Origin of the sequence: Streptomyces sp. NPDC007808, assembly GCF_042868655.1 — a bacterium.
GTDB lineage: Bacteria > Actinomycetota > Actinomycetes > Streptomycetales > Streptomycetaceae > Streptomyces.
Window position 1 is genome coordinate 1,067,648 of sequence record NZ_JBIAEQ010000002.1, and the last position, 25,146, is coordinate 1,092,793.

Below are 25,146 nucleotides of genomic sequence, written 5' to 3' on the forward strand. Positions count from 1 at the left end.
CACCGCTCGCCTCACCCCTCCGCCCGCCCGAACAGCGGCGCCAGCAGCAGTTGGGCCGCCCCTTCCGCGACACCGCGCTCCCCGCCGGAGGCGATCCGTACCGGCACCGCGTCGCCGCCCGCGCGCCGGGCGCGTTCGTCGAGGACCGCGGCGACCCCGCGGACGAAGGTGCCCGGCGCGGCGGCGACCGTACGGCCGCCCAGCAGGACGAGGTCGACGTCGAGGAGCGCGACCAGGTTGGCGGCGGCGGTGCCGAGCACCCGGGCCGCCTCCGCCAGGTCGCCCCGGGCCACGGCCGCCAGGCACAGGGCCTCGACACAGCCCCGGTTGCCGCAGCCGCAGGGCGGGCCGTCCAATTGGACGACCTGGTGCCCGAACTCCCCGGCCCCGGTGCGGGCGCCCCGGTGCACCGCTCCCCCGATCACCAGCCCACCGCCGAGCCCCGCCCCGACGTGCAGGTAGGCGAAGGAGACGGCGGGCGCGGCAGCGCCGCCGACCGCGAGCCCGAGGGCGGCGGCGTTGGTGTCCTTGTCGACGACGACCGGCAGCGCCAGCCGCCCCGCGAGCACGTCCCGCAGCGGGAATCCGTTCCACTCCGGGAACCCGGTGACCCGGTGCAGGACCCCGCGCCGATGGTCGAGGGGCCCGGGCAGTGCCACCCCCACGCCGAGCACGGCACCGGGACGACCGCCTCCGGCGGCCAGCTCCTCCACCTCCCGTACGGCCCGCTCGACGACCGTCTTGGCGCCGGCCCCCAGGTCCAGCGGCGTTCTGCGCCGCGCCACCACGGCTCCCGTCAGATCGCAGAGCACGGCCGTCAGCTCGTCCCGGTCCAGATGCACCCCGACCGCGTGCCCGGCCTCCGGCACCAGCCGCAGCACCGTGCGCGGTTTGCCTCCGGTGGAGGCGCGTCGCCCCGCCTCCGCGGCGAGCCCCTCCGCCCGCAGCCGGGCGGTGATCTTGCTGACCGCCTGCGGGGTGAGACCGGTGCGCTCGGCGAGTTCCAGCCGGCTGATGCCCTCGGCGCCTGCCGTGCGGAGCAGGTCCAGCACGAGCGCGGTGTTGTGGCTGCGCAGGGCACCCAGGTTCACACCGCCGCCCCCCATGCCGTCGGCTTCGCTGTTCGTCCTGTTCACGCCACCCTTCACGGGGCCATTCTCTCCCGCGCTTGCACTTTGGCAACAGCGTTGCGAAAGTGGTCGTATGACTGGCACTCCCGGCACGACCGCTACTCCCCTGCGCGTGGGCCTGATCGGCTACGGCCTCGCCGGCTCCGTGTTCCACGCCCCGCTGATCGCCACCACCGAGGGCCTCGCCCTGGACACGGTGGTCACGTCGAACCCGGAGCGGCAGGAGCAGGTCCGCGCCGAGCACCCGGGCGCACGCCTCGCCGCCGCGCCCGATGAGCTGCTCGCCCGCGCGGACGAACTCGACCTGGTCGTCATCGCCTCCCCCAACAAGACGCATGTCCCCCTCGCGACCGCCGCCCTCGACGCCGGGCTCCCCGTCGTCGTCGACAAGCCCGTCGCCGGCACGGCCGCCGAGGCGCGCGAGCTGGCGGCACTGGCCGAGGAGCGCAGCCTGCTGCTGTCCGTCTTCCAGAACCGCCGCTGGGACAACGACTTCCTGACGCTGCGTCGGCTCTTGGCGGAGGGCGAGCTGGGTGACGTATGGCGCTTCGAGTCCCGCTTCGAGCGCTGGCGGCCGCAGCTCAAGGGCGGCTGGCGGGAGTCCGGCGACCCGGCAGAGATCGGAGGTCTGCTGTACGACCTCGGCAGCCATGTCGTCGACCAGGCCCTGGTCCTGTTCGGCCCGGTCACCCAGGTGTACGCCGAAGCGGTCGTCCGCCGGACCGGCGCCGAGACGGACGACGACACCTTCATCGCACTCACGCACGCGGGCGGCGTCCGCTCCCACCTGTACGTCTCCGCGACGACCGCCCAACTCGGCCCCCGCTTCCGGGTGCTGGGCTCGAAGGCGGGCTATGTGAAGTACGGGCTGGACCCGCAGGAGGCGGCCCTGCGGGAGGGGCGACGCCCGGAACAGGCGAGCGGCTGGGGCACCGAACCGGAGTCGATGTGGGGCCGGGTCGGCTCCGGGGAGTCCCCGCTGACGGGCGGCGGCCGCGTCGAACCCACCCTGCCCGGCGACTACCCCGCCTACTATGCGGCCGTGGCGAAGGCTCTGCTGGACGGCGGCCCCAACCCGGTGACGGCCCTGGAGGCGGCATCCGCCCTGGACGTCCTGGAGGCGGCCCGCCGTTCGGCCCGTGACGGAGTGGCGGTGGCCCTGTGACGACGAACAAGACGCACAAGACGCACAACCCGGAGATCTCCCCGAAGTTCCACCCGGAGATCACCCCGCCCCTGGCGGAGCTGGAGGCCCAGGAACGCCGTCTGGTCTTCCGCCAGTTCACCTACGACGACGCCTGGGCCCTCGGCTGCCTGCTGGTCGAGATGGCCCGGGAACGCGAGGCACCGGTCGCCATCGACATCCACCGGGCCGGCCAGCAGCTCTTCCACGCGGCCCTGCCCGGCTCCACCCCCGACAACGACGCCTGGATCGCGCGCAAGCGCCGGGTGGTGGAGCGCTACGGCGCCTCGTCCTACGTCGTCGGCGCCCGTTTCCGCGCCAAGGGCACGACCTTCGAGGACTCCTCCCGCCTCGACCCCGACACCTACGCCGCCCACGGCGGCTCGTTCCCGATCAACGTCGAGGGCGTCGGGATCGTCGGAGCGGTGACGGTGAGCGGGTTGCCGCAGCTGGCGGACCACAGGTTCGTGGTGGAGGCGCTGGAGGAGTTCCTGAGCAAGCGGTAGCGGCACGGGCGCGCCCTTGCCCGTCAGGGGCGCGGGGAACCGCGCGGCCGGCCACGCACCGCCGGCGGCCGACCGACCACCCGCGAGTTCCCCCGCTCTCCCGACGGAGCCGCTCAGGCGTCCTTGAACTCCTGCCGCTGCCTGCCGAGTCCCTCGATCTCCAGCTCGACGACATCCCCGGCCCGCAGGAACGGCTTCGGCTCGGGATGCCCCAGAGCCACCCCGGCCGGTGTCCCGGTGTTGATCACATCACCGGGGTACAGGGTCATGAACTGGCTGACGTACCGCACGACCTCCCCCACCGGGAAGATCTGCTCGGCCGTGGTGCCGTCCTGCTTCAGCTCGCCGTTGACCCACAGCCTCAGCGACAGGTTCTGCGGATCCGGCACCTCGTCCGCCGTCACGAGCCAGGGCCCGAGCGGATTGAACGTCTCGCAGTTCTTGCCCTTGTCCCAGGTCCCGCCCCGCTCGATCTGGAACTCCCGCTCGGACACGTCGTGCGCGACGGCGTACCCGGCGACATGCGCGAGCGCCTCCTCGGCCGAGTCGACGTACCGGGCCGTGCGTCCGATGACGACCGCGAGCTCGACCTCCCAGTCGGTCTTCGCCGACTTGCGGGGGACGAGCACCGTGTCGTTCGGGCCGACGACCGTGTCCGCGGCCTTGAAGAAGACCACCGGCTCGGCGGGCGGCTCGGCCCCGGTCTCGCGCGCGTGGTCGTGGTAGTTCAGCCCGATGCACACGATCTTGCCGATCCGCGCGAGCGGCGGCCCGACCCGCAGCCCGGTGGCATCCAGCACGGGCAGTTCCCCGGCGCCGGCGGCATCACGTACCCGCCCGAGCGCCGCATCGTCGGCAAGCAGCGCTCCGTCGATGTCCGGCACGACACCGGAGAGGTCCCGCAGAACCCCTTCGGCGTCGAGCAGCGCGGGCGTCTCCGCTCCCGCCGTACCGACTCGCAGCAGCTTCATGGTCACAATCTCCCTCGATCGCGGGCGCCCGCCGACGGGTGCAGCCATCGGAGGACTGGTCGATCCTCCAAGGTCGACGGCCACTCCGCAATACCCGGTTCACGTACTGGACCGCAGGCGGCCCCGCCTCACCGGTAGAGGGCAGCCCGCTCCACCGCGCTCCACGTCGTGCTGGTCACCACGTACAGCGCGGCCGCCAGCGGCACCACCGCCACGGTGAAGAGGGTGAAGAAGGACATGAACGGCATGACCTTGGTCATGGCCCCCATCCCCGGCACCGCCTGACCGTCGACCACCAGCACCGCCGGGTTGGCGGCCATCATCCGCTTGGTGCGGCCGTAGTTGAACGCGGCGACACAGGCGACCAGCACGAACAACCCGACGTACACGATCCCCGCTCCCCCGAACACCCCTCCCGCGGCCAGCGCATCGGCCCAGTGGTCGCCGAGCGGTGCGGCGAAGAGCTGGTGCGTGAGCAGTTCGTTGGTCCGGCCGCCGATCGTCGTGTTCGAGAACAGGTGGTAGAGCAGGAAGAACGCGGGCAGCTGGAACAGGCTGGGCAGACAGCCCGACAGCGGCGACACCTTCTCCTCGGCGTGCAGCTCCAGCACGGCCTTCTGCAGCCTCTCGGGGTTCTTCGCGTGCTTCTTGCGCAGCTCGGCGATCTTCGGCTGCAACTCGGCCCGCGCCTTCTGTCCGCGCGCCGCGGCCCGGGACAGCGGATGCACGAGCAACCGTACGAAAGCGGTGAACAGGACGATCGCGGCGGCGGCCGCGGAGGCGCCGAACACGGGGTGGAGCAGGTCGGCCAGTCGCTGAACGAGCTCGGCGAAAACGGACATGGATGAGCCCTCCGGGGGTCTCGTCGTGCCGGATGCGGGAAAAATGCCGGGAATCGGCATGGCGGCATGACGACCCGCGTGAGGTCACGCGCTTCGACGGGTGGTACTCGAACGTGCGGTGCGTGCCCTACGCGGCGGTCGCCGGAAGGGCCTGCCCGGGCGCCCGGGGCCGTGGCCGGCCGGAGGCGTCGGGGTCGCGCTGGGCCAGGAAGGCCGTACGGCGGGCGCGGTCCCGGATGGCCGTGCGCACCCGGGTGGGCGCCACCGCCGGGGCGGCGCGCGAGGCGAGCAGGGAGCACACGGCGAACGCGGAACCGGCGGCGGCGGTCGCGGCGAGCGCGACGGTCGCGGAGAGGCTGCCGGTGTCGAGCAGCACGATCTGGAGGAAGAGAAGCAGCAGCGTGGCGGCGGGGCGCGCATGGGCCAGGCTACGGATCACCGGCGGCGCCCTCCCCTCGTACGACTGGCGTCTTTGGCCTTCTTGGCCTTCTTGGCTTTCTGCGCCTTCTGCGTCTTTTCGTGTTTTCGTCTTTTACGACGCTCGTCCTCAACTTCGTTATACAGGATCGGTCCCGTCGGCTCGGCCTCGGGATCAGCCTCGGCCTCGGGATCGGAACGGCAGGCGCTGCCGGGGCGCAAGCGGCAGCACCACCAGCGCACGGCCCCGGCGGACGAGAGGAGGCGTCCGGCCCCTCGAACACTTCCTCCAGAGGTTTGAGAAAGGGATGCCGTAAGGCTCGACAACCTCGTGGGCCACCCCCGATGCTTCCTGTCGGCATCAGCGGGACAGGCCACGACGCCGGTTCGACGACGACCGGCCGTTGAGCGAAGCGGAGACCTCATGATCCGACGCAGAACCCTGCTGGCGGCGACAGGCGGTGCCCTCATCGGCAGCGCCCTGGCCACGGGCACCGCACACGCGGACGCGACGATCGCCGTCAATCCCGGCACGTCGTACGGCACCTGGGAGGGCTGGGGCACGTCCCTCGCCTGGTGGGCCAACGTCTTCGGCAACCGGAACGACTTCGCCGACCTCTTCTTCACCACCGGCTCGGTCACGTACAACGGCACGACGCTGCCCGGCCTCGGCCTCGACATCGCCCGCTACAACCTCGGCGCGTGCAGCTGGAACAGCGTGGACGGCGAGACGATGGTGGAGTCGCCGAACATCCCTGCCTTCAAGCAGATCGAGGGCTTCTGGCAGAACTGGAACAACGAGGACCCCGCCTCCTCCGCCTGGAACTGGTCCGCGGACGCGAACCAGCGGGCGATGCTGGTGAAGGCCGTCCAACGAGGCGCGACGACGGAGCTGTTCGCCAACTCCCCCATGTGGTGGATGTGCAACAACCACAACCCCTCGGGCGCGGCGGGCGGCGGCAACAACCTCCAGACGTGGAACTACCGCCAGCACGCCTCCCACCTGGCCGCGACGGCGTTGTACGCGCGCAACAACTGGGGCGTGAACTTCGCGACGGTCGACCCCTTCAACGAGCCCGCCTCGACCTGGTGGACCGCGACCGGCACCCAGGAGGGCTGCCACATGGACCCGGCGGTCCAGGCGGCGGTACTGCCGTACATGCGCAGCGAGTTGGACAAGCGGGGCCTGACCGGCGTCCGTATCGCCGCCTCCGACGAGACGAACTACGACACCGCCCGCTCGACCTGGGCGGCCTTCAGCTCCTCGACGAAGGCGCTGGTCAGCCAGGTCAACGTGCACGGTTACCAGGGTTCCGGCGGCCGCCGGGACCTCCTCCACACGGACGTGGTCACGACGTCCGGCAAGAAGCTGTGGAACTCGGAGACGGGCGACGGCGACGGCACCGGCCTCACCATGGCGTCCAACCTCTGCTACGACTTCCGCTGGCTGCACCCGACCGCCTGGTGCTACTGGCAGGTCATGGATCCGACGGCGGGCTGGGCGATGATCGCGTACGACCCGAACACCCTTCAGCCGACGTCGATCCAGACCAAGTACTACGTGATGGCCCAGTTCAGCCGGCACATCCGCCGCGGGATGCGGATCCTCGACACGGGCGTGAGCCACGCGGCGGCGGCCTACGACGCGACGGCGCGCCGCCTGGTGATCGTCGCGGTGAACACCTCGACCTCCGCCCAGACCTTCACCTTCGACCTGTCCCGCTTCGGCACGGTTTCCGGCGGTTCGGGAGGAGTGGTCCCTCGCTGGAACACGGTGACGACGGGCGGGGACCGCTACCGGGCGTACTCCAACACCTTCCTGAGCGGGAAGTCGGTGGTGGTGCCGTTCGCGGCGAAGTCGGTGCAGACGTTGCAGATCGACGGGGTGGTGGTCTGAGCATCTTCGACGACGCGGCCAGGCCGGACATGTGGTACTGCAACTACCACACGTACGGCCACGCGGGCCCGGTGATGTTCGCACTGGCACTGACAGGGGCCGCGCTGCTGGCGCTGCTGCCGGCGGTGGACGTCCTCGGCCCGCGCCGCCGCGGCGAGGCCCGCCCCCGTAGATGGCCGGCCATGGCGCCGCTGGCCCTCGTGCCGTTCCTCGTCCTGCTGTCTCTGGCGAAGGCATGAGGCCACCAGTCACCACCAGGCAATATCTGCCCCCTCTTCTCCCTTCTGTTCTCCGCTCCGTCATCCATGAGCAGTACGGTGTCCCCCATGCGCCCCGACACGCCTGCCGAGAACGTCGACCACACCGCCGAAGCGGCACGCCTGGAGCGAACCGCCGGCCTCTACCCCGAGGACGCCGAGGCCCTGCTCCTCCAGGCCGCGGCCCATCTGGAGCTGTCCGGCGACCGCCCCGCCGCGACCGCGCTCTACGACCGCCTGCTGTCGTCGCCGACCCCTCTGGAGAACCCGCATCTGGTCCGTGCCCTGAAGGCATCGAACCTGTGGGAGTACGGCCATGAGGCGGAGGCACGGGCCATCATCGACGGCGTGCGGGCGGCGTCCCCGCGGGATGCGGCCCCGTGGGTGATCGTGGCGGAGGCGCTGGAGGCGCATGACGAGCTGGAGGCGGCGCACGAGACGTTCACCGAGGGCGCCCGCCTCCTCCTGACGGACGTCCCGGAACCCCCGTACGCGACCCGTCCGCTGCTGTTCGGCCGCCACCGCGTGCGGCGCATGCTGGGCGTGGCCCACGACGAGTGGGACGCCTTCGCGGACACCCTGCACTCGATGCCGGTCTCCCTGGACGAACTCCACGACCCCAAGCGCGTGTGGTCACTGGGCTCGGAGAACCCGGCGGAGCTGGAGGCGGAGATCTCCCGTCTGCGAGCGGAACTCGGCGCCTACCGGGAGGCGCTGTCCCGCCCCTTCCCGGTGGCGGTCCTGCACTGGACGGCGGAGGAGCTCGCGGAGCTGATCGCCGCGTATCCGTCGCTGGCCGTGGAGTACCCCACGCATGAGGAGCACCTGGCGACGATAGAGGCTTCCCTGCGGGAGCTGTCCTCCTCGGGCACCCCGAACCTCGGCATCGTGACGGGCACGGTCCCTTCGTACGAGGCCTTCGCGGCATCGGAGGGCACCTCGCCCGAGGACGCGACCCTGCTACCGCAGTACGCGACGACGCTGGCCGCGCGAGGGCGGGCGGTGGGATGGCCGCCGCAGCGGGGGACTGCTTGCTGGTGCGGGTCGGGGCGGGTGTACGGGGAGTGTCACGGCGACGAACCGCAAGACTGAGGTTTCCGGTTCCGCGATGCAGGCCCTGGTCAGCTGCTCCTGCTGGGGCCCGCGTCGCTCGTATCGTTCGCCACAGGTGCTGACGGGAGCCGAGGACGGCCTCGGGCCGAGTGGGCGGTCAGCGAATGCCATCTCCGAGTCGACCTCACAGCAGACACCAGCGCTCGAGTCCCCGAGAGCGATCTCGACGAAAACGCTGAACGTCTTCAAGAGAATTTGTCTCCCAGCAGCACGTGACGGCGGCCCTTCTACAGGGCTTGGCCTCGGGGAAACGCTGCCTCCGGCTTCAGGATCTCGTGCGGGCCACGACGCACATGGGCCCTCCTGGCTTGATCGCGTATCGTTCGACGATTCAACGCGGAGCATGCAGAGGCGGACGCTGCGTCACGCGCATATTCAGCACCTCCAGTGCGGCCAGGAGCGCTCATTCGCAGGCGAACGACTTGAAGCACTCCGAAGGCCAACAGCCCCACATGCCGGCGATGTCCCGGGCGTCAGTCCCGCCATGCACTCGCCGAGACGCGGGCGCACCCAGCCCCGAGCAACAGCCTGATCGACCTCACACCGACCACGCCACCCGTCTCGCCGTGCCGCCCCGCGCACTTCTTCCTCGTGCCGGATCTGGCCGCGCCAAGGGTGGCCCGGAGGGCCGTCGGAACAGCCGACGCGGAACGAAATGCAGCGGAGTGCAGCTCCCTTGACGCGGCCCGCGGAGGCACGACACTGACCACGAAGCGGCCGGCCCCGACGTCGAGGGCCAAGTTTCGGACGACCCATCGCCCCATGCCAGCTCTCTCACAACGCCGGCCCCACTCACAACACTCTGAGCACGCCGGCAGAATGTCTCTGTGGTTCGTGCCGCCCCGTCCTCCCCCGCCGTCTCTGCCCGAATGAGTAGGCAGAGTTCACGCGACACGACACCTGAAGTCGCGGTGCGCAAGCTGTTGCATGCAGCCGGACTGCGCTACCGAGTCAACTTCCCCGTTCCGGGCATGCCCCGCCGAAGCATCGACATTGCGTTCAGTCGGGCAAAGATCGCGGTCTTCCTCGACGGCTGCTTCTGGCATGGCTGCCCGGAGCATGCGACACACCCCAAGGCCAACGCCGAATGGTGGCGCACGAAGCTGACCAAGAACATCGCCCGCGATCGGGAAACGACGGAGCATCTGGAATCTCATGGCTGGGTCGTCCTGCGCTTCTGGGAGCATGAAATTCCGACTGCCATCGCCGTCACCGTCACCGAAGCATTGACTCAGCGACGCGCGACATCCCACAGAGAGAAAAAGTAGTCAACAAAATCGATCTCGAGGCACAAGTAAAGCCCGTAGCTTCGATCCAGTCCTCAGGGAGGATCTCCGTGCCCGCCCCTTTCATCAGCTCACTTTGCGGCTACCGCGACGGAAGACCCAACACATCGGATAAGAGTGACAGCGGGTCTGTTGCACTGGGCAAAGTATTCTTCGAGGCCATGGGAATCCCAGCCGATGCAGCACCTCCGGAACAGGGCGACGAAAGGAAAACGGTGGGCAATCTCATGGCGAGCCTGCTGTCCGCCGACCTGGAGGACATCCTGAAGGAAAAGGCGCCACATTTGACGGTCGAACCTGAGCGAGCCTTTACAGGCTTCGAACAGTTCACACACCTCAGCGCAGCACGAGAGCTCCGAGGCGACATGGCCAAGGAAGTGACCCAAGCCGTGAACGAACTGGAGAAGTACTCCTCACGCGTAGGTCTCGACGAAGAGGCGTTGGAGAAGCTGACCGGGCATCTGGGAAAAATTCGTGAGCAGATTCGACTGACCGAGAGCCGCCGTCGCGAGCTCTTGAACCTCTTGGGTGAAGAGTCACTGCTCAAGCTGGACGTCACCGTCTCGCGCGAGTTGACCGGTGACTCCTACGAAACATCCCCTCTGCGACATCTCGTGGCCGGCTTGTCACTGAAGTGGACACTCCGAACCGACAGAGCCCAGGACTGCAGAAGCCAGGGAGCGAAGATGGCCGCACTGCGCCGAGGTCGCATGCCGCACTTCGCAGCAGTCACCATGGAGCCCCGTCCGTCCATGCTAGCCCTTCTGGGACGTGGATCCGGCGACATCGACTGCGTGTACCACTTGCACCTGCACGCCCTCTCCGACGCGATAGACGAGTACTGCTCCGGAACGAAACACAAGGCTCGGCTGGCCATCCGAGACAACTTCAGGCGCCTGCGGGACCAGCGACGGATCCGCGACTACGACGAACTGCGCAGTTACGTCGCGACCCTGTGACCGGCAACACAACCACTGCGGGGTTCCGCCATGGGTGCACGAGAAAGCGCCGACCAGCAGCCGCACGGCGCCCAATGTCACCACGCTCCTCGCGTCCGACTGTCAGTCCCTGGGATTAACCTGTCCAGCATGGCCAAGCGCATCTCCATGATCGACCTGTTCGCCGGCTGCGGCGGCATGACCTCGGGTTTCATTGCCGCAAAAGGTTACAAACCGGTCATGGCCGTCGAATGGGACCTTCATGCGGCAGCCACCTACGCTGCCAACTTCGGGGAATCACACATGCATTGGGGTGACATTCAGGACATCAAGGATCGCGAGATCCCGAAGGCGGATGTCATCATCGGCGGCCCCCCGTGCCAGGGCTTCTCGAACCTCGGCACTCGAGATGTGAACGATCCACGCAACAAGCTGTGGAAGGAGTACATCCGGTTCGTCAGACATGCCCGCCCAGTGGTCTTCGTCATCGAGAACGTCGACCGCTTCCTCAAGTCCTCCGAATTTGCGCTGTTGCAGGCCGAGGTACGCCCCGGCGGGCTCCTTGAAGGGTACGAACTCACCCATGGCCTGCTGATGGCCGCGGACTACGGCGCGCCCCAACGTCGCAAGCGGACGATCGTGATCGGATCACGAGTCGGCAGGATCCCCCTCCCCGAACCCACACACGGTCAGGGGAACCCGATGGGACTGAAGAGTTGGCGCACTGTTCGCGAGGCCTTCAGTGGAAAGCAACTGCTCGATGTACCCACCGTCAAGTCACTCCCCGACTCGAAGGTCTCGTTCTTCGGTCAGACCGTGCCAGGCATCTACAAGAGCGAGGACCTGCACATCGGACGAACCCCCACCGAGCTCTCACTCCTCCGTTACGCCCATATCCCTCCGGGCGGGGGACGGTTCGACCTTCCTGAGGAACTGCTGCCAAACTGCTGGAAGAACAAGCCGTCCGGCACCACCGACGTCATGGGTCGAATGCGATGGGACGAGCCATCACTCACCATTCGAACCGAATTCTACAAGCCGGAGAAGGGCCAGTATCTGCACCCTCAGTGGGAGCCGGGGACGAACGGGTACCGCGTGGACCGTCCCATCACCCACCGAGAAGCAGCTCTGCTTCAGACCTTCCCCGACACATACCAGTGGTGCGGCACAAAGATCCAGATTGCCAAGCAGATCGGCAACGCCGTCCCAACGGTTCTGGCCGAGGCGATCGCGCGACAGATCAAGCCGTACATCCTGAACGCTCAGTAAGCGATGGTGGGCGCCGGGCATTTGGGCTCGTCCGGCCTCGCCACCGCATAGGGAACGCCTTTGATCCAAACTTGCGGCCGGTCGTCCTCTCCGCGCGGTGCAGGAACGAGACGCACTGCGATCCACGTCCCCTTGTCCGGCGTCGGCAACCGCAGAGCCTTAGCTACGTGAGGGCTTTCGTTCTGAGCTCCGAGGATGACAACGCCTTCCGGCGCCAGTCTTTGCCTGGCGTCCCGTACCCGCTTCGGCGCATCCAACTGCTTCGCGACCGTCACCACGGCGTTCCTGTCAATGATGCGACCGTGTACGTGTCTGAACAGTTGATCGACTCGGTTCTGCCCCTCGGGGACGCGCTCCAGTACCGCACGGGTGGACGGGTCGAGTGCCAATAGGAGATTTGTCTTCAATCTCCCCTCCCTGCACAGCCACTTGATGTGCTTTCGCCCGGCGAGTGATATCGATCGCTTCCCGTCCTGGTTTCCCCCCCGAGTCAGAACGTCCTCCGAGATGCGGACGAGACCGACTTTGAAGGTCGAGCGCCTGTCATTCGCAGCCATCAGAAGACAGAGATGCCCCATCGCCTCACGCGGGATCATCCACTTGCCTTCCAATGAGAACTTTGCGTCCACCTCTTGCTCGGCAACCCGATAGTCCATCTCGTCGCCGAATGGCAGGCCGAACGCTACGCGACAAACAATCTCGACCTTCGTCCCCAGGTAGGTCTTCTCCGTTTTCTCAAGGGTGTCCACGTCGTACCTGCCGGTCCTCTGCCCGTCCAGCACCTCGTCCAGAGCCTGCCTGAAGACGGAAGAGAAACGACCCTCCAGGTCGGCGTGCCGCTCAAACCATCGCGCCACCCGTTCGACACCACTGTCATGGGTTCCACTCGTTCCCGGCCCACTCTCCCCGGCGGCGAATCCATCCGGCTCGTCGAACAGAGTGTTCTCATCCATCGGCATGGTGTCAGCCTAGATCGCGCCCGGACCGTTCTCCATGCCATCGAGCCATGGACCAACGGGAACCAACGGCCTCAAGACTCAGCCTTTACCGGCCCGTTCCAGGATCGCCCGCACCTCCTCCAGTCCAGACGCAACCCGCATCCACGTATACGCGCCCAATCCGATCCTGGTACGCCGCGCGATCCCATCGAGGCGTCCAAGTACGTGACGCGCCGCCTCGATGCCCGACATACCGTCGGGAGGCTGGAGTTCGCTCCAACGGCACCTGCCCGAGGCGAGAAGGACGCCGTCCCCGACGTCAACCGTCAACAGGAACTCCGTTCCAGCTGGATCGATCGCCAAGGGAAGCACCTCCACGCCATCGAGGAACCCGGCTTCTCCTGCGACTCGGCAAAGCAGACGAAGCGCATCCGTGTCACACCAGCTGAGGTTGACAACATCGGTCGATTCGAAGTCCTCGATCCTGTTGTCGTGTTTCACAGCACCCGCCCCACCGATGCCGAGTCGAAGCAGATCTGCGCTCTCTCCAGCGTGATCTCAGGGTCCAGGCCATGGGCCTGAACCCAATGCAGGACATCCGCAATCAGGTTGACTGCCCCCTCGGCCGCTTGGGAGACGGCCGATCCGACCGAGTCTGCGGACAGCGACCCCTGTGAGCCGTACGAGGTCAACAGCTCGTCGGCGCGGGAGACTCGGTGATCTCGAACGTGCCCGTGTGGGGACGTGAGCTCTGTGGCCAGTTCGCACCACGTCACTTTCCCTGCCGACGTGAGGCGCACGCCCCACTCCTCGGACATCGCATCAATGAGAGCCAGGCCCCGCCCCCCTTCTGCCTCGGTCTCTGCTCTGCCCAGTGTCGGCAGTTCGTCGATGAACGGGTCCTCCACTTCCAGACGAAGGTTCGTGCCCTTCATGGATACGGCGAGACTGGCGGGGACGCCCGTGCCCACGTGCCTGATCACGTTCGTAACCAGCTCACTGACGCACAGCTGGGCGGGATCGAGTACATGGAGCAAGCCCCAATGGGAGAGGTGTTGGCGCATGACCCGACGCAAGGCCGGCACCTCTCTCGGTGTCGCGTCGAAGGGGACTTCCAGCGCTGGGCGCGGCAGGCAGTTGTCGTGATCCACGTGCGGCCTCCTTGGTTTCAGCGACTTCGTGGCTGGTCCGGGTCATGCAGCGAGCACCGGCCCCATCACCTGACGCAGACTCACCACCCGCGAACAGGCAGAACCCGGCAGGCACGCGGGACACACCTTTGCTCACAACGTGCAACCTGAACGACACTCACCGTAGAGAGGCTGAGGTAAATTTGCCATCTGTTCCGGCAAATTAGCTCGACCGTGGATTGAGGTTGAAAGACGCGGCAGACTGCGCCTGAGCGCACACGGAAGGATCCGCATGCCCCCGAAGACAGTCCCCACCCAGCGTCAGAAGCGCCTCGGTCACGAACTGCGCAGGATGCGGGTGGCCGCAGGCATGTCCGCGGAGCAGGCGGCCAACCTCCTCGGCGTGGATCGGGGAAAGATCTCCAACATGGAGTCCGGCGTCCGTAACATCAGCGAGGCACGGCTGCGCACCTTGGCGCACTCCTGCCACTGCACCGACTCGAGGTACGTGGAAGCCTTGGTGGAAATGGCCTCGGCCGGAACCCAGGGCTGGTGGGAGCAGTACCGCCAAGCGCTTCCCCAAGGGCTGCTGGACATCGCCGAGCTGGAGGCACAGGCGACTCGCATGCGGACGGCTTGCACCGTGCACATTCCTGGCATGCTTCAAACGACGGATTACGCACTGGCAGTCTTCCGTGCCGTACTTCCACAGCTTCCGGAGCACCAAGTTGCGATGAGGTTGGCCCATCGCAGCCATCGCCAGAGTGCCTTGAGGGGTGAGACCCCCACCCCTTTCATTGGCATCGTGCACGAGGCAGCGCTCCGAATGCAGTTCGGAGGGCCTCAGGTCGCCCGCGCCCAGTTGGAGCACATGGTCTATTTGGCCGAAAAGAGCAGTGTGACGGTGCTGGTGATCCCTTTTGCCCACGGGGCCTTTCCTGGCGCCGGGCAGACTGTCCTGTACGCCGAGGGGCCGACAGAGCAACTGGACACCGTTCAGATCGACAACTCCCACGGGCCGGACTTCCTGTACGGGGAGGCCGAACTGGCCAAATATCGTTGCCACTTGGATCGGATGGAGGAACTGGCCCTGTCCCCCGAGGACTCAAGGAACTTCATCCTCACCATCGCACGCGAGCTGTAGGAGGCGGCATGTCCGAGATCGAGTGGGAAGAGCCCTTCTGTGGAGAGGGGAACTCATGCTTTCGAATAGGCCTTGACCAGGAGGGCAACGCGTACATAGCTGTACGCGGACAGGAGGACCGTTTCATCAGGGACAGCAGAACTGCACTTCGCACCATGATTCTCGACATCAAGGCGGGCAAGGCCGACCACTTGCTCCAATGAGTGCGCCCTGAGCTTCGTCTCGATCTCTCACCTGTTTCGTGAGTTCAAGCATTCGGCCTGGCGGCCGGCGACCCGTCGGGGCTACGTCTCCGACCGCAACAGCCACAAGTGGGCACGATTCCTGGCGGGTGACGACATCGTCCGCGCTCCACTGGAGACTTCACGTGCTTGCCCGTCGGGCGTCGACGTGTCCAGCCCCGCCCTCCGCTTCCTCACACAGCAGCTGCGGCGCCACCGCCGCACGATCGGCTCTCGGGGCGGGTCCTGACCGCCGGCCGTCAGGCCCTGCTCACCCTCGCCCATCTGCGGATGGGTGACACCTATGCCCAGCTCGCTGCCGGATTCTGCATTCATCGGCACTACGACGGCCTACCGTTACGTCACCGATGCGGTCGAGTTCCTGGCCGCTCTCGCCCCCGGCCTGACCGACGCGGTGCGGACCGCGTCGGCGAAGGCGTACCTGATTCTGGACGGCACACTCCTGCCGATCGAGTGCATCCCCTCGAAAGGGCCGTGCTACTCCGGCAAGCACAAGAGGCGCGGCATGAACGTGCAGGTCATCGCGGCCCCCTTCGGCTGGCTGCTGTCGGCCTCACCGGCCCTGCCTGGCGCCGTCCACGACATCCGCGCAGCCCGCGATCACCCATCGTCGGCGCCCTGACCGAACCCGGCATCCCGTGCAGGGCCGACAAGGGGTACCGAGGCGCCAGCAGCAGCGTCCACATCCCGTGTTGGGGACGATGGGAGATCCTCTCCGCAGGCCAGCAGGCGGTCAACCGATCTCATGCGGGGATCCGAGCCATCGTCGAGAAGGCCTTCACCACCCCGAAGTCCTGCGGCTTCTTCGCAAACTGCGGCGCTCTACCACCCGGATCACCAGCCTCGTCCAGGCCGTCCTCACCCTGCATCGACCAGCTCAGGGTGAGGACGGAAAGCTCAAGGTACGCGGAGCGCACGCCAAACCGGGCAGCCGATGGGTGCGGGGCAGGCAGGCTACCCGTTGTTGAGGGTCCACGATGTCCAGGGCGAACAGCCGAAGACGCCGCACGCTCGCCAGCGCAGTCGGCTGCCGTAGCTGCCGTAGGCGTTCAGGCTGCTGTTTTCGTAGTAGTCCTTGTTGCAGACGCCCCAGCTGCCCTCACCGAGGAGGTTCTCGCAATTCCCGTTGCGGTAGCTGCGCCAGCTGGCGCCGTCCCAGAGCTGGTTTTCCCAGTTGACGATGGCTGCGTAGGGACGGTCGGTGTCCAGTACCCACCATTGGTCTCCGTACTTGCGGAGACAACCCGTGGAGCCCTGGCCGGATGTGCAGATGCGGTCTGACGGGGGGCTTCCGGCTACGGCGTAGTCGATCTCGCTGGCCGCGGCGGTGGTTGCCGCTGTCCGGCCGGTGTCCGAGGTGTCTGCCTGTGCGGCGCCTGTGAGGGAAAGTGCGAGCAGGGTAGCGACACCCAGGGTGGTGGCGAGCAGCTTGGACCGCATCCATCCTCCTTGATGTGACTGCGACATGGACAGGGGTACCAGGAGCCCCGGCCTGGTATTCAGGAGTTCCGCTGACGCGACTGGATACAGATGGCGTTCGTCCTGATGCGCGTACTGACATCTGGTGCATGGCTGAGTAGCCGTTGTCGGACCGAGAGGTTGCCTTGGCGGTCGAGCAGGGTCCCCGGGCGGTGGTCCGGTGTCACGGGCATGAAGGCAGCGCCTCCTGCACAGCTCGTGGATGCCGAATCCATCCGAGCAAAAGGAGGCCCTCTTGTCGCAGTCTTCCGTGCGACGCCCGCAGGGGAACTCGGCGTGCCCGCCTATCCCTCCGACTATCAGGGCTTGACCACGTTGTCAGCCCAACTGCTCTATTTGGCACTCTGGTTGGAAAGGCTCACCGAGTCGGCAGTAGAGGCCCGGATACGTCGTCAAGAGACCTTGTGGGGACCCTGAGAAGACGTTCCGATTCTCCCCCTGGATGTACTGACCATGTCTGTCGGCGCTTCGAATTCGACGCGCTCTTCACGAATCATGAGGTACTGATGACCTGGAGCATTGCTCTCGGAAGTGCCTCGGACAACCATGTCGGCAACGCCGGGAATTGTGGTCGCACAACCCCCGCGAGTCGGCGGTGGAAAAGTGAAGTTCGAGCGAGCCAGGAATACGGGACGGCGCTTCAGGCCCTCGCCCAGTGCCGCGGGCTCAAGGCAGGCGCGCGCAGACTGCTGGTCCCGCGAGCTGGTCTCCTGCGGATTCGATCCCGCGCACACGGGGGTGGCGGCCAGTGCGCCAGTGGTCCGGCGCGAGGGGAACAGGTTGAGCTGCTCGTGACCGAAGAGGTGGACTGTGCCAGTTTTCCGACTTCTCATTCGTGGGCCACGTCCTGCTATGTCCCGGGCCGTCACATAGCGATGGGGCGTCAGGACCGCACCGTGCCAGGCTCCCCCGCCAGCCGATTGGGTGTCAGTTCCCCGGATGGCGGCCTCGATGAGCGGTGGGGGAGATATCGGATTAGCCTCCGAAATGAGCGCTTAGTGGATCTTTTATCGTGCGCTCTGACCCAAGGAGGAAAAAATGCGCAAGCTTCAGAAGGCCGCTGTCGCGGCCGCCATCCTCGGGAGCTTCAGCTACATAGCCACCGGCACCGCCACCGCACAGAGCGCGACCGTCGTGAAGGCCGCCGGAGGATGCAAGTCGCACGACATGAACATTGACCTCTTGGGCAATGTCGGCATCCTGAACGGCCTGCTGGGCAATGCGCTCAACGGTGAAGGTAACGCGGGTGGGCAGAACACCCATCTCGGCTCCTCCTGCGAACACGGCCACGGCCACCACTGAGCAGCGGGAGACTCTTCACCTAGCTCACTGACATGGGGCCTCGGCGCCCGGGCACCTGCCCGGCGCCGGGGCCCTGTCTCTTTGTGCCACACCCCGTGCCCCACCCCGCCCGGGGGGTCTGGGGTGTTCGCCGGGGCGCCGGGGCGTCGGCCGAGGGGGCGACCAAAGTCGTAGTGACGTAGACCATCGGCCGACGACCAGGTGGGCGGCCTGGCTTCAGAATGGCGCTGGCCGCGTACGGCCATGGGATCGGGATGGGGGACATGAGGGATACGGGGGATGTTGTGGAGAAGGGCAGTGGGGGCCTCGGGGGGCGGGCGCTCGACCGTGGTGCGACCGTCGTGGCGGAGTCGGCCTGGGTTCTGGTGCTCTTCTGGGTGGGATGCGGGGTCGTGGTCGGCTGGCTGGCGCCGCTGCTCGCGGACTGGCTGGTGACGCTGCGCTGGGCGCCCCTGAAGGGGCCGGCTGAGTTGCTGAGCTCCGTGCCGGAGCCGTGGCGGACCGTCGGCGCCTTGGCCGTGGGGGTGGTGCTGGGGCTGTTCGTCGCGTTCCTGGCCGTGCACGAGTCGTTGCGGGTCGGGCTCTCCGGCGATCGTGTCGTGCTCACCATCAGGGACGCCTCGCGGGAGTTCACGCGTGATGAGGTCGCCCTCGCGGTGCGGGACGGCAAGCAGTTCGTGCTGCTCGGTCCGGACGGGATGGAGCTCGCGCGGGAGGACTGCCATCTGTCCTGGCGGCGGCTGGCCGACGCCTTCGCCGAGCACGGGTACCGCTGGGCGGACGAGGACCCGTACCGGGAGGAGTTCAGGCGCTGGGTTCCCGGTGTGCCCGGTCTGCCCGAGGGGGCGGATGCCTTGCTGAGGGCTCGTGCGGAAGCGCGGAAGAAGGAGAGCGGTGGCGAGGACGCCCGGGAGCTGCGTGGGGAGTTGCTGAGGCTCGGCGTCGTCGTGCGGGACGAGAAGAAGCGGCAGTACTGGCGGATGCCTCGGCTTCCCTGACCGGCGCCGCGTGACAGGCCCGGACTGGCGGGTCACCGGCTCTGCTCCTCGTACGCCGAACGCCTGACGGTTCGTGACGCCTGAGAGGATGACGCGGACCTGGAGGAGAGAAGGGGGATGGGTGTGATCGTGCTCGTGCTGGTCGGGGTTCTCGCGCTCGTCGTCGCGGGATGCGTCTGTGTCGTGTGGGCGTCACGCGGGGGGCCGCGGTGGGTGCGGGGTGTGGCCGCCGTGACGTTGGTCCTGGGTGAGGTGGTGGGGAGTTCCCGGCGTAAGGGGCGGGGGCTCGGCGGCGGTTCGGGGGCGAATTCCGGCTCCGATGAGTGACGTCACCGCCCCTGTGTGACGAGTGGGGGTGGGGGTCCCGCGGGCCGTGCCCAGGTGGCGGCTTCTGGTTCGGCTCGGGCCGCGGGACGTCCACTCGTACGGCCGGACGTGGCGTAGACGTCAGCCGGTCGTCTTCGCCGCCGGTCTCGTCGTCGCCGTTCCCTCGCCCTTCGTCAGCAGCCACTCGCGGTGCAGGGCACCGAGCGGGATCTTCTTCTGGAAGACGGGCGTGCCGAAGATGGTCAGTTGGAGGTGCAGGGAGCCGGTCAGGTCGACGCCGCCGTACAGGGCGTAGGCGCCGGTCGCCGTGGCGGTGCCCGTCGAGGAGAGCTCGGCCGAGGCGTCGGCGTGGGCGCGGACGTACGGGGCCAGGTCGGCGGTGACGCCGACCGTGCCGTAGAGGCCCACGGTGGCCTCGGCGCCCAGCGCGGCCTTGACGTCCCCCGCGGCCGTGACGCGGGCCTTGAGGGGGTCGCCCTTCATGTCGGACTCGCTGACGGGGGTCCAGCCCTCGGCCCAGGAGAAGGTGCCGCCGACGCGGAAGTCGCCCTTGAGGTCCTGTTCCACGTCTACGGTGACCCGGCCGTCCGCGGTCACCTGGATGTAGCACGTCATGTCCAGGTTGACGACGACGGGGATCGGACCGACCTGGATCACCGGGTCGGCATGCAGTTTCGCGAAGGGGATGCGCAGGGGCTGCCCGCCGCTCGATGCCGCCGCCCGGCCCTTCAGGGACCACTGGGACACCCAGTCGCCGGACAGGCCGAGGAAGGCGCCGCCGGGCGCGGCGCCCGTACCGGAGTCGCGGGAGCCGCCGGAGCCGTCGTACGAGAAGGCCACCTCGGGGGCCAGTTGGACGAAGCCCTTGACGGAGGCGGAAGCCGACGCGGCCGGGGCGCCCTCCGCTCCCTCGGCCGTGGCGATCGCCGCGCCCACGTCGATGCGGAGGCTGCCGAGCGGGAGTGCGGCGCCCTCGGGGCCGAAGCGGAGGTTGCCGGTCTTCGCCCAGGAGACCTTGACGCCCTGGAGGAGCGGGTCGACCTCGACGGCCGACGGATCGACCGGGACGGTGCCGTCGGCCTTGCGGTCGCCGAGGACGGAGTTGAGTTTCGCCGGTTCCGTCTCGACCGTCGTGGCTCCGTCCCGCGAGGTGCCCACGACTTGGGTGACCTCGGCCAGTACGCCGTCGGGGGCGCCGGGGGCCGGAGCGCTGGCGATGACGTCGCCCACGGAGACCGGGGGCCGGGTGGCGGGGGTGGCCGGAGGGCTCGCCGGGGAACCGGTGCCGGGAGCGGGTGAACGGGGTGTGGAACCGGCCGTCGGCTCGGTGGAAGGCTTCACCGCGGACCGGGCCTCGATCACGGCCCGACCGCTGCTCCTGTCGTACGAGGCGACCTTGAGGGAGGACTTCCTCGCCGTTCCCGCCTCGCCCGCGTCGGCCACGGCGGTGGGGGTGGCCGTACCGGAGGGGGCGGCCACGACGGCGAGTTGCTCCTGAGCGGCGTCGGCCTCAGGGTTTTCGGCCGCCGTCGTGGGCGAGGGTGCGGTGGCCCCTGGAGAGTCGGTGGAGCAGCCGGTGGTGAGCAGGGCCGCGAGGGTGATGGCCGTCAGTAAGGCGTGGCCCTTGAGCCTGGATCTGTGCACGCGTGTTCCTCGGGAGCGGTGTATGGGGGTGCGCTTCGGGAGGTGAACTACGGGAGGGCGTGGCTGTACGGGCGCTGTGCGCACGATGGATGCGGTGCGCGTCCACCGTGCGCACAGCCCGTGAGTCGAAGTGCCCGTAGGCCCGTAGGCCCGTAGGCCCGTAGGCCCGTAGGCCCGTAGGCCCGTAGACGCACGGACGCACGGACGCACGGACGCACAGAGCGACAGGGCCCGCAGGCGGTTACCCCCCGGTAGTCATGCATGAGCATGCCAGCACCGCCGATACAGCAGCCGCTTTCTTTCCCCCGCTGCCGCCGTGACGTGAGTCACAGCCGGCTGGGCATGGTCGAGCCCAGGCCGAACGCGGCTGACCTGGGCTGTCGTCTCCTGTCCGGGCAGGCGTCAGGACTCGTACCAGAAGGTCCCGTTGAGGCCGTCCTGGGCGATGGTCCGGGTCATGATGTTGCCGTCCTGCGCGTAGCGCCGGTGCTTGTCGGTGAGGAAGAAGTCGAACGCCGCCACCGGGGTCGAGGCGTCGCACGCCAGGTCACCGCGGATGCAGAAGCGGGCGACGGGGACGCCCGGGAACTCCCTGGGGCCGGGTCCGGTGGAGGTGAGACCGAGGGCGCCCAGGCCCTTGGGGACCCTGGCCCACATGCCGGTGTCGGGCTGCTTCGGGTCGGCGTAGAGCTTGCCGTCGACCAGTTGCCGCGGGATGGCGGTGCCGCCGTTCGCGATCGTCTCCAGTACCGCGTCGGCGGCCTGGGCGCCCTGGGAGTAGCCGACGATCGTCAGGCGTGCCGTCGGGTCCTTGCGGTGGGTTTCCTCGGCGGCGGCCAGGAGGTTCGTGTAGCCCTGGGCGACGCTGCTGTCGTAGCTCGGGGCCATGAGGTCCGGGACGTTCTGGCCGTTGAGCCAGGGGCCGGCGCTGGCGGGATAGCAGACGGGGACGGCCTGGGCGCCTTCCTCCAGGTGCTGGTTGGCGTAGTAGAACGTCCCGGTGCAGGTGGGGGCGGGCTGGGCGCTGCCGGTGCCACCGAGTTCGATGTAGTAGTGGTGCGGGGCGGCGTCGGCGGCCTGGGCGACCGTGGGTGCGACGGCTGCGGCGGCCGTCATCGCCGCCGTGAGAGCGACGGTTGTGGCGACTGTCCTGGCGCGGCGCAGGAGTCGGCTGCTGTTCGACACGGGTGTCCCCCTTGGTCCGATGGTGTGGGTGGTGTCGGTGGCGTGGGTGGCGCGGTCGGCGGCGCGGATGAGCCGGCGCCCGCCGGCCGGCCGGCGTCACGTCATCGGACGCTAAAGAGGGGCGATGAAATCGTCGTGACGGCCGGAGCGACGGAGCCGTCGGCTGCCGCGGCGGTCCGGCCGGCCGGAGGTACGGCCCGCGCGGTGGGCCTGGGCGAGGTGGTGTTGCAGGCGGGCGTGGCGGAACTGGTAGACCGCGCCGGCCTGGCGCAGCACCCCGCGCTGGTAGGCGTCCTCCAGGAACGTCAGCAGGGCCCACGGCAGGCGGCCGGTCAGCGGCAGCCAGATCCTGGAGAGGACGAGCCACTGCCCCCAGGCCGTCAGGGTGAGCGCATGGCCGAGGGCGGCGCCGAGACCGCTGATGACGCCGAGCAGGAGGCTGGCCTCGGAGGGCCAGATGAGGGGGCCCAGGGGCCCCTGCAGCACGTCGACGGCCGCTCTGCTGCCGAACCCGACGACCGCCCCGAAGGTGGGTGCCCAGACGAGGAGTTGCATGGTCACGGTGCGGCGGTTCGTGTGGAGCAGGCTGCGGGGGTTGACGGCGGAGTCCAGGTCGAGCGGGGTTTCGAGGAGGCCGAGGAGGCAGAAGGTGACGCCGGTTCCTACGCCGAAGACCAGGCCGAAGACGAGTCCGTCGACGAACCCGACGTGCAGCACCGCCGAGAGCTCGGGCGTCACGGCGTACGACTTCACCACGCCGATGACGAATCCGTACGCGAAGCCGAAGACCGCCCCGCCCAGCGTCCCGATCACCAGCCGGGGACCGGCCGTCCACACGGTGGTCCTGGGCCTGCCGCGGATCTGCAGGCGTACGACGGACGGTGTGACGCGCTTGCCCTTGACCGTGTACGTCAGCCCGTGCACGAGCCCGAACATGAGGCCGGCGAGGAGCCCGACGGCGGTCGCGTCCACGAGGGGGCCGATGAGGGTGCCGTGGAAGGCGACGCTGACGACGGCGTCGATGAGACCGATGGCCAGTCCGGTCACCAGCGCGGTGACGAGGGCGCGGGTGGAGCGGCGCAGGCCGTCGCCGAGCCGCCACCACGCGAGGTCGGGGGTCTCCAGCCGGGTCAGGTGGTGGGCGAGGTAGCCGAGCCAGTGCTGGGCGCGGTCGGGGCCCGGGTCGAAGCCGGGGTGGACGCGGCCGGACGAGGCGCGGTGGAGCCGGGGGCGGTAGACGGTCGGGATGAAGTTGTCCAAGAGGTGGTCCTCCAACTCCTCCGGGCCGGCGAAGCGTTCGGTGTCGAGGAGTGCGGCCGGGTCGTGGTCGGGGGTGTCGCTGTAGACGGTGCGGGCGAGCGCGACCATCAGCGGGGTCGACAGGACCGTGGCGAGCGGGGACGCCGGGTGGTCCTGCGGCTGATTGCCGAGTTCGGTCAGGACAGGGGTCCACGCGTTCGTGCCGGGGTCCGTCCCGTCCGTCTTCCGGGTGGTGCGGGGCAGGTAGGCGTCGAGGTCGTCGAGGGTGAGGTCGGTGAGTTCGAGCGCGGCGGCGGCGGTCAGGACGTCGGTCTCGGCGACCGCGGCGGCGTACTCGGCGGGGCGACTGGTGAGCACGAGCGGGAGGGTGGTGGCGTTGAGGGCCTCCAGCGCGGGGCGGCGCAGGCCGTCGGCCATCTCGTCGAAGCCGTCCAGGACGGGGAGGACACGGCCGGACTCGACGAGCGCGGAGGCGAGGCTCTCGCCGCCGGGTCCCCGTGCGGCGTATCCGGGGTGATCGCGTGTCAGCTGAGCCGTCAGCCAGTCGCGCAGGGTGAGCGTGGTGGGGTTCCAGGCGCCGATGCTGAAGATCACCGGGACGGGTTCCTCGGAGGTGCGGGTCTTCAGGTGGTCAAGGACGAAGCGCAGGGCCAGGATCGTCTTCCCCGAGCCGGATCTGCCGAGGACGACCAGGCGTCCGGACGGGATGCGCCGGTAGGTTTCGGCGATCTCGTCCAGCATGCCGTCGAGGTCGAGAGGGTCGGCCGTGGCCTTCGCGGGGAGGCGGAGGATGTTGGCCCAGTGGTCGGTGAGCGACTCGGGGGCCGTTCGCCAGCGGACCGGCAGGGGGAACGGGTCCTGGACCTGGCGCTGTTCCTCCTCGCGCTGCCAGCGGGCGGCCACCAGCTTCGCCAGTTGCTCGGCGGGGGTGGGGGTAGGGGTGGGGGTGGTCGTGACCGTGGGGATGGTGGTGGGGATGGCTGCCGTGGGGGCCGTCGCGGGGTCTGTGGGCGGCGTGGTGGGGTCTGTGGGCGGCGTGGTGGGGTCGGCGGGCACCGCCCCGGGGCCCGTACCCACCCCCGCGGAATCGCCGGGCACCGCCCCGAGGCCCGTACCCACCCCCGCGGAATCGCCGGGCACCGCCCCAAGGCCCGTACCCACCCCCGCGGAATCGCCGGGCACCGCCCCAAGGCCCGTATCCACCCCCGCGGAATCGCCGGGCACTGCCCCAAGGCCCGTATCGACCGTCGTCGGGTCGGTCGAGGCTCCGTCCTCCACTTCGTCCCGTTGGCCGCTTTGGTAGCTCTGGCCGCTCCCCACCTCCCCCGGGACCGCCGCCCTCAGTAACTCCTCGCGCTCCTCGGGCCGTAGCGGCAGCGCCCTGGCCAGTTCCTGCACCGTGGTCATGCGCGGGTTGGTGCGCTTGCCGCTCTCCAGGCGCCGGATGGTGCGCTCGCTCACCCCCGAACGCTCCGCCAGCTCGTCCTGGGTCAACCCCGCCCGACCCCGCAGCCGCCGCAGCACCTCACCGAACTCACCGGCCACAAGTCACGGCCTTCCCCCCTGAGTTATGGACTTTTCGCAGGTGAGGGACTCTAGCGCGGTCACCGGCCATATATGGCCGCCTCAATGTCCTGTGCACGTTTCCTCCACCGGGGCCACCTTCGACGGCATCGACGGGATCGACC

Annotated in this window: 25 protein-coding genes and 2 pseudogenes; 15 read left to right on the forward strand and 12 right to left on the reverse strand. The window is 68.6% G+C overall.

Annotation, left to right across the window (positions count from 1 at the left end; all coding sequences use genetic code 11):
- Positions 1-11: 11 nt before the first annotated feature.
- Positions 12-1,106, reverse strand: coding sequence for an ROK family protein (locus ACFYNL_RS11095; protein ID WP_388800628.1), 1,095 nt, complete (start codon positions 1,104-1,106; stop codon positions 12-14).
- A gap of 97 nt (positions 1,107-1,203) precedes the next feature.
- Here ACFYNL_RS11095 and ACFYNL_RS11100 point away from each other — a divergent pair, with 97 nt between their 5' ends.
- Positions 1,204-2,295, forward strand: coding sequence for a Gfo/Idh/MocA family oxidoreductase (locus ACFYNL_RS11100; RefSeq protein WP_388800096.1), 1,092 nt, complete (start codon positions 1,204-1,206; stop codon positions 2,293-2,295).
- Positions 2,292-2,819 carry a heme-degrading domain-containing protein gene (locus ACFYNL_RS11105; protein WP_388800099.1) on the forward strand — a complete coding sequence of 176 codons (528 nt, stop codon included), beginning with the start codon at positions 2,292-2,294 and terminating at the stop codon, positions 2,817-2,819. Before ACFYNL_RS11100 ends, ACFYNL_RS11105 begins: the two co-directional genes overlap by 4 nt.
- Positions 2,820-2,932: 113 nt before the next feature.
- Here ACFYNL_RS11105 and ACFYNL_RS11110 read toward each other — a convergent pair whose 3' ends face one another.
- The 4 genes from ACFYNL_RS11110 to ACFYNL_RS11125 all read right to left on the reverse strand — a co-directional run bounded on the left by ACFYNL_RS11110 (position 2,933) and on the right by ACFYNL_RS11125 (position 5,271).
- Positions 2,933-3,790, reverse strand: a complete 858-nt coding sequence (locus tag ACFYNL_RS11110) for a fumarylacetoacetate hydrolase family protein (protein WP_388800102.1) — start codon at positions 3,788-3,790, stop codon at positions 2,933-2,935.
- 128 nt (positions 3,791-3,918) lie between these two features.
- Positions 3,919-4,632, reverse strand: a complete 714-nt coding sequence (locus tag ACFYNL_RS11115) for a YidC/Oxa1 family membrane protein insertase (RefSeq protein ID WP_388800105.1) — start codon at positions 4,630-4,632, stop codon at positions 3,919-3,921.
- A gap of 127 nt (positions 4,633-4,759) precedes the next feature.
- The gene (locus ACFYNL_RS11120) at positions 4,760-5,071 is read right to left on the reverse strand and encodes a DUF6412 domain-containing protein (RefSeq protein ID WP_388800108.1); all 312 of its coding nucleotides are present in this window, start codon (positions 5,069-5,071) and stop codon (positions 4,760-4,762) included.
- Positions 5,068-5,271: a hypothetical protein gene (locus ACFYNL_RS11125; protein WP_388800111.1), complete on the reverse strand. Its 204-nt coding sequence runs from the start codon at positions 5,269-5,271 to the stop codon at positions 5,068-5,070. The genes ACFYNL_RS11120 and ACFYNL_RS11125 overlap by 4 nt, the downstream gene beginning before the upstream one ends.
- A gap of 202 nt (positions 5,272-5,473) precedes the next feature.
- Here ACFYNL_RS11125 and ACFYNL_RS11130 point away from each other — a divergent pair, with 202 nt between their 5' ends.
- The 6 genes from ACFYNL_RS11130 to ACFYNL_RS11155 all read left to right on the forward strand — a co-directional run bounded on the left by ACFYNL_RS11130 (position 5,474) and on the right by ACFYNL_RS11155 (position 11,809).
- Positions 5,474-6,946, forward strand: coding sequence for a beta-1,6-galactanase (locus ACFYNL_RS11130; RefSeq protein ID WP_388800113.1), 1,473 nt, complete (start codon positions 5,474-5,476; stop codon positions 6,944-6,946).
- Between the two features lie 29 nt (positions 6,947-6,975).
- On the forward strand, positions 6,976-7,185 hold the full coding sequence (locus ACFYNL_RS11135) for a hypothetical protein (protein WP_388800116.1): 210 nt from the start codon (positions 6,976-6,978) through the stop codon (positions 7,183-7,185).
- Between the two features lie 87 nt (positions 7,186-7,272).
- The gene (locus ACFYNL_RS11140; protein WP_388800119.1) at positions 7,273-8,295 is read left to right on the forward strand and encodes an SEC-C domain-containing protein; all 1,023 of its coding nucleotides are present in this window, start codon (positions 7,273-7,275) and stop codon (positions 8,293-8,295) included.
- Positions 8,296-9,185: 890 nt separating this feature from the next.
- Entirely contained in the window at positions 9,186-9,584 is a 399-nt protein-coding gene (locus ACFYNL_RS11145) for a very short patch repair endonuclease (RefSeq protein WP_388800122.1), read from the forward strand.
- Positions 9,585-9,652: 68 nt separating this feature from the next.
- The gene (locus ACFYNL_RS11150) at positions 9,653-10,561 is read left to right on the forward strand and encodes an NgoMIV family type II restriction endonuclease (RefSeq protein WP_388800125.1); all 909 of its coding nucleotides are present in this window, start codon (positions 9,653-9,655) and stop codon (positions 10,559-10,561) included.
- Positions 10,562-10,690: 129 nt separating this feature from the next.
- A complete protein-coding gene (locus tag ACFYNL_RS11155) occupies positions 10,691-11,809 on the forward strand; it encodes a DNA cytosine methyltransferase (RefSeq protein ID WP_388800128.1) in 1,119 nt (372 codons plus the stop codon).
- Here ACFYNL_RS11155 and ACFYNL_RS11160 read toward each other — a convergent pair.
- The 3 genes from ACFYNL_RS11160 to ACFYNL_RS11170 form a co-directional block, all read right to left on the reverse strand.
- Entirely contained in the window at positions 11,803-12,768 is a 966-nt protein-coding gene (locus ACFYNL_RS11160; protein ID WP_388800131.1) for a NaeI family type II restriction endonuclease, read from the reverse strand. The two genes, ACFYNL_RS11155 and ACFYNL_RS11160, sit on opposite strands and share 7 nt — an antisense overlap.
- A 78-nt stretch (positions 12,769-12,846) precedes the next feature.
- On the reverse strand, positions 12,847-13,248 hold the full coding sequence (locus ACFYNL_RS11165; protein ID WP_388800134.1) for a hypothetical protein: 402 nt from the start codon (positions 13,246-13,248) through the stop codon (positions 12,847-12,849).
- Positions 13,245-13,898 carry an ATP-binding protein gene (locus ACFYNL_RS11170; RefSeq protein WP_388800137.1) on the reverse strand — a complete coding sequence of 218 codons (654 nt, stop codon included), beginning with the start codon at positions 13,896-13,898 and terminating at the stop codon, positions 13,245-13,247. The genes ACFYNL_RS11165 and ACFYNL_RS11170 overlap by 4 nt, the downstream gene beginning before the upstream one ends.
- Before the next feature lie 271 nt (positions 13,899-14,169).
- Between ACFYNL_RS11170 and ACFYNL_RS11175 the strand changes: the two genes are divergently transcribed.
- The 4 genes and pseudogenes from ACFYNL_RS11175 to ACFYNL_RS11190 form a co-directional block, all read left to right on the forward strand.
- The gene (locus ACFYNL_RS11175; RefSeq protein ID WP_388800140.1) at positions 14,170-15,021 is read left to right on the forward strand and encodes a helix-turn-helix domain-containing protein; all 852 of its coding nucleotides are present in this window, start codon (positions 14,170-14,172) and stop codon (positions 15,019-15,021) included.
- Positions 15,022-15,029: 8 nt separating this feature from the next.
- Positions 15,030-15,224 (forward strand): hypothetical protein, encoded by a 195-nt coding sequence (locus ACFYNL_RS11180; RefSeq protein WP_388800143.1) that lies wholly within the window; start codon positions 15,030-15,032, stop codon positions 15,222-15,224.
- 31 nt (positions 15,225-15,255) lie between these two features.
- Positions 15,256-15,354: pseudogene (locus ACFYNL_RS11185) on the forward strand (hypothetical protein); the annotation flags it as partial.
- A gap of 21 nt (positions 15,355-15,375) precedes the next feature.
- Positions 15,376-16,132: pseudogene (locus ACFYNL_RS11190) on the forward strand (transposase family protein); the annotation flags it as partial.
- Positions 16,133-16,217: 85 nt separating this feature from the next.
- Here the strand turns inward: ACFYNL_RS11190 and ACFYNL_RS11195 are convergent.
- Positions 16,218-16,703 (reverse strand): hypothetical protein, encoded by a 486-nt coding sequence (locus tag ACFYNL_RS11195; protein ID WP_388800146.1) that lies wholly within the window; start codon positions 16,701-16,703, stop codon positions 16,218-16,220.
- A 1,077-nt stretch (positions 16,704-17,780) separates the two neighbouring features.
- Between ACFYNL_RS11195 and ACFYNL_RS11200 the strand changes: the two genes are divergently transcribed.
- From ACFYNL_RS11200 to ACFYNL_RS11210, 3 genes are all read left to right on the forward strand, one after another.
- On the forward strand, positions 17,781-18,044 hold the full coding sequence (locus tag ACFYNL_RS11200) for a hypothetical protein (protein ID WP_388800149.1): 264 nt from the start codon (positions 17,781-17,783) through the stop codon (positions 18,042-18,044).
- Between the two features lie 263 nt (positions 18,045-18,307).
- Positions 18,308-19,042: a hypothetical protein gene (locus tag ACFYNL_RS11205; protein WP_388800152.1), complete on the forward strand. Its 735-nt coding sequence runs from the start codon at positions 18,308-18,310 to the stop codon at positions 19,040-19,042.
- 117 nt (positions 19,043-19,159) lie between these two features.
- Entirely contained in the window at positions 19,160-19,369 is a 210-nt protein-coding gene (locus tag ACFYNL_RS11210; RefSeq protein WP_388800154.1) for a hypothetical protein, read from the forward strand.
- A gap of 120 nt (positions 19,370-19,489) precedes the next feature.
- Here the strand turns inward: ACFYNL_RS11210 and ACFYNL_RS11215 are convergent, their stop codons facing one another.
- From ACFYNL_RS11215 to ACFYNL_RS11225, 3 genes are all read right to left on the reverse strand, one after another.
- Positions 19,490-21,013 (reverse strand): hypothetical protein, encoded by a 1,524-nt coding sequence (locus ACFYNL_RS11215; protein WP_388800157.1) that lies wholly within the window; start codon positions 21,011-21,013, stop codon positions 19,490-19,492.
- A 402-nt stretch (positions 21,014-21,415) separates the two neighbouring features.
- On the reverse strand, positions 21,416-22,198 hold the full coding sequence (locus tag ACFYNL_RS11220) for a PE-PPE domain-containing protein (protein WP_388800160.1): 783 nt from the start codon (positions 22,196-22,198) through the stop codon (positions 21,416-21,418).
- A 111-nt stretch (positions 22,199-22,309) separates the two neighbouring features.
- Complete coding sequence (locus ACFYNL_RS11225; RefSeq protein ID WP_388800163.1) at positions 22,310-25,003, reverse strand: helix-turn-helix domain-containing protein; 2,694 nt, start codon at positions 25,001-25,003, stop codon at positions 22,310-22,312.
- Positions 25,004-25,146: the final 143 nt, after the last annotated feature.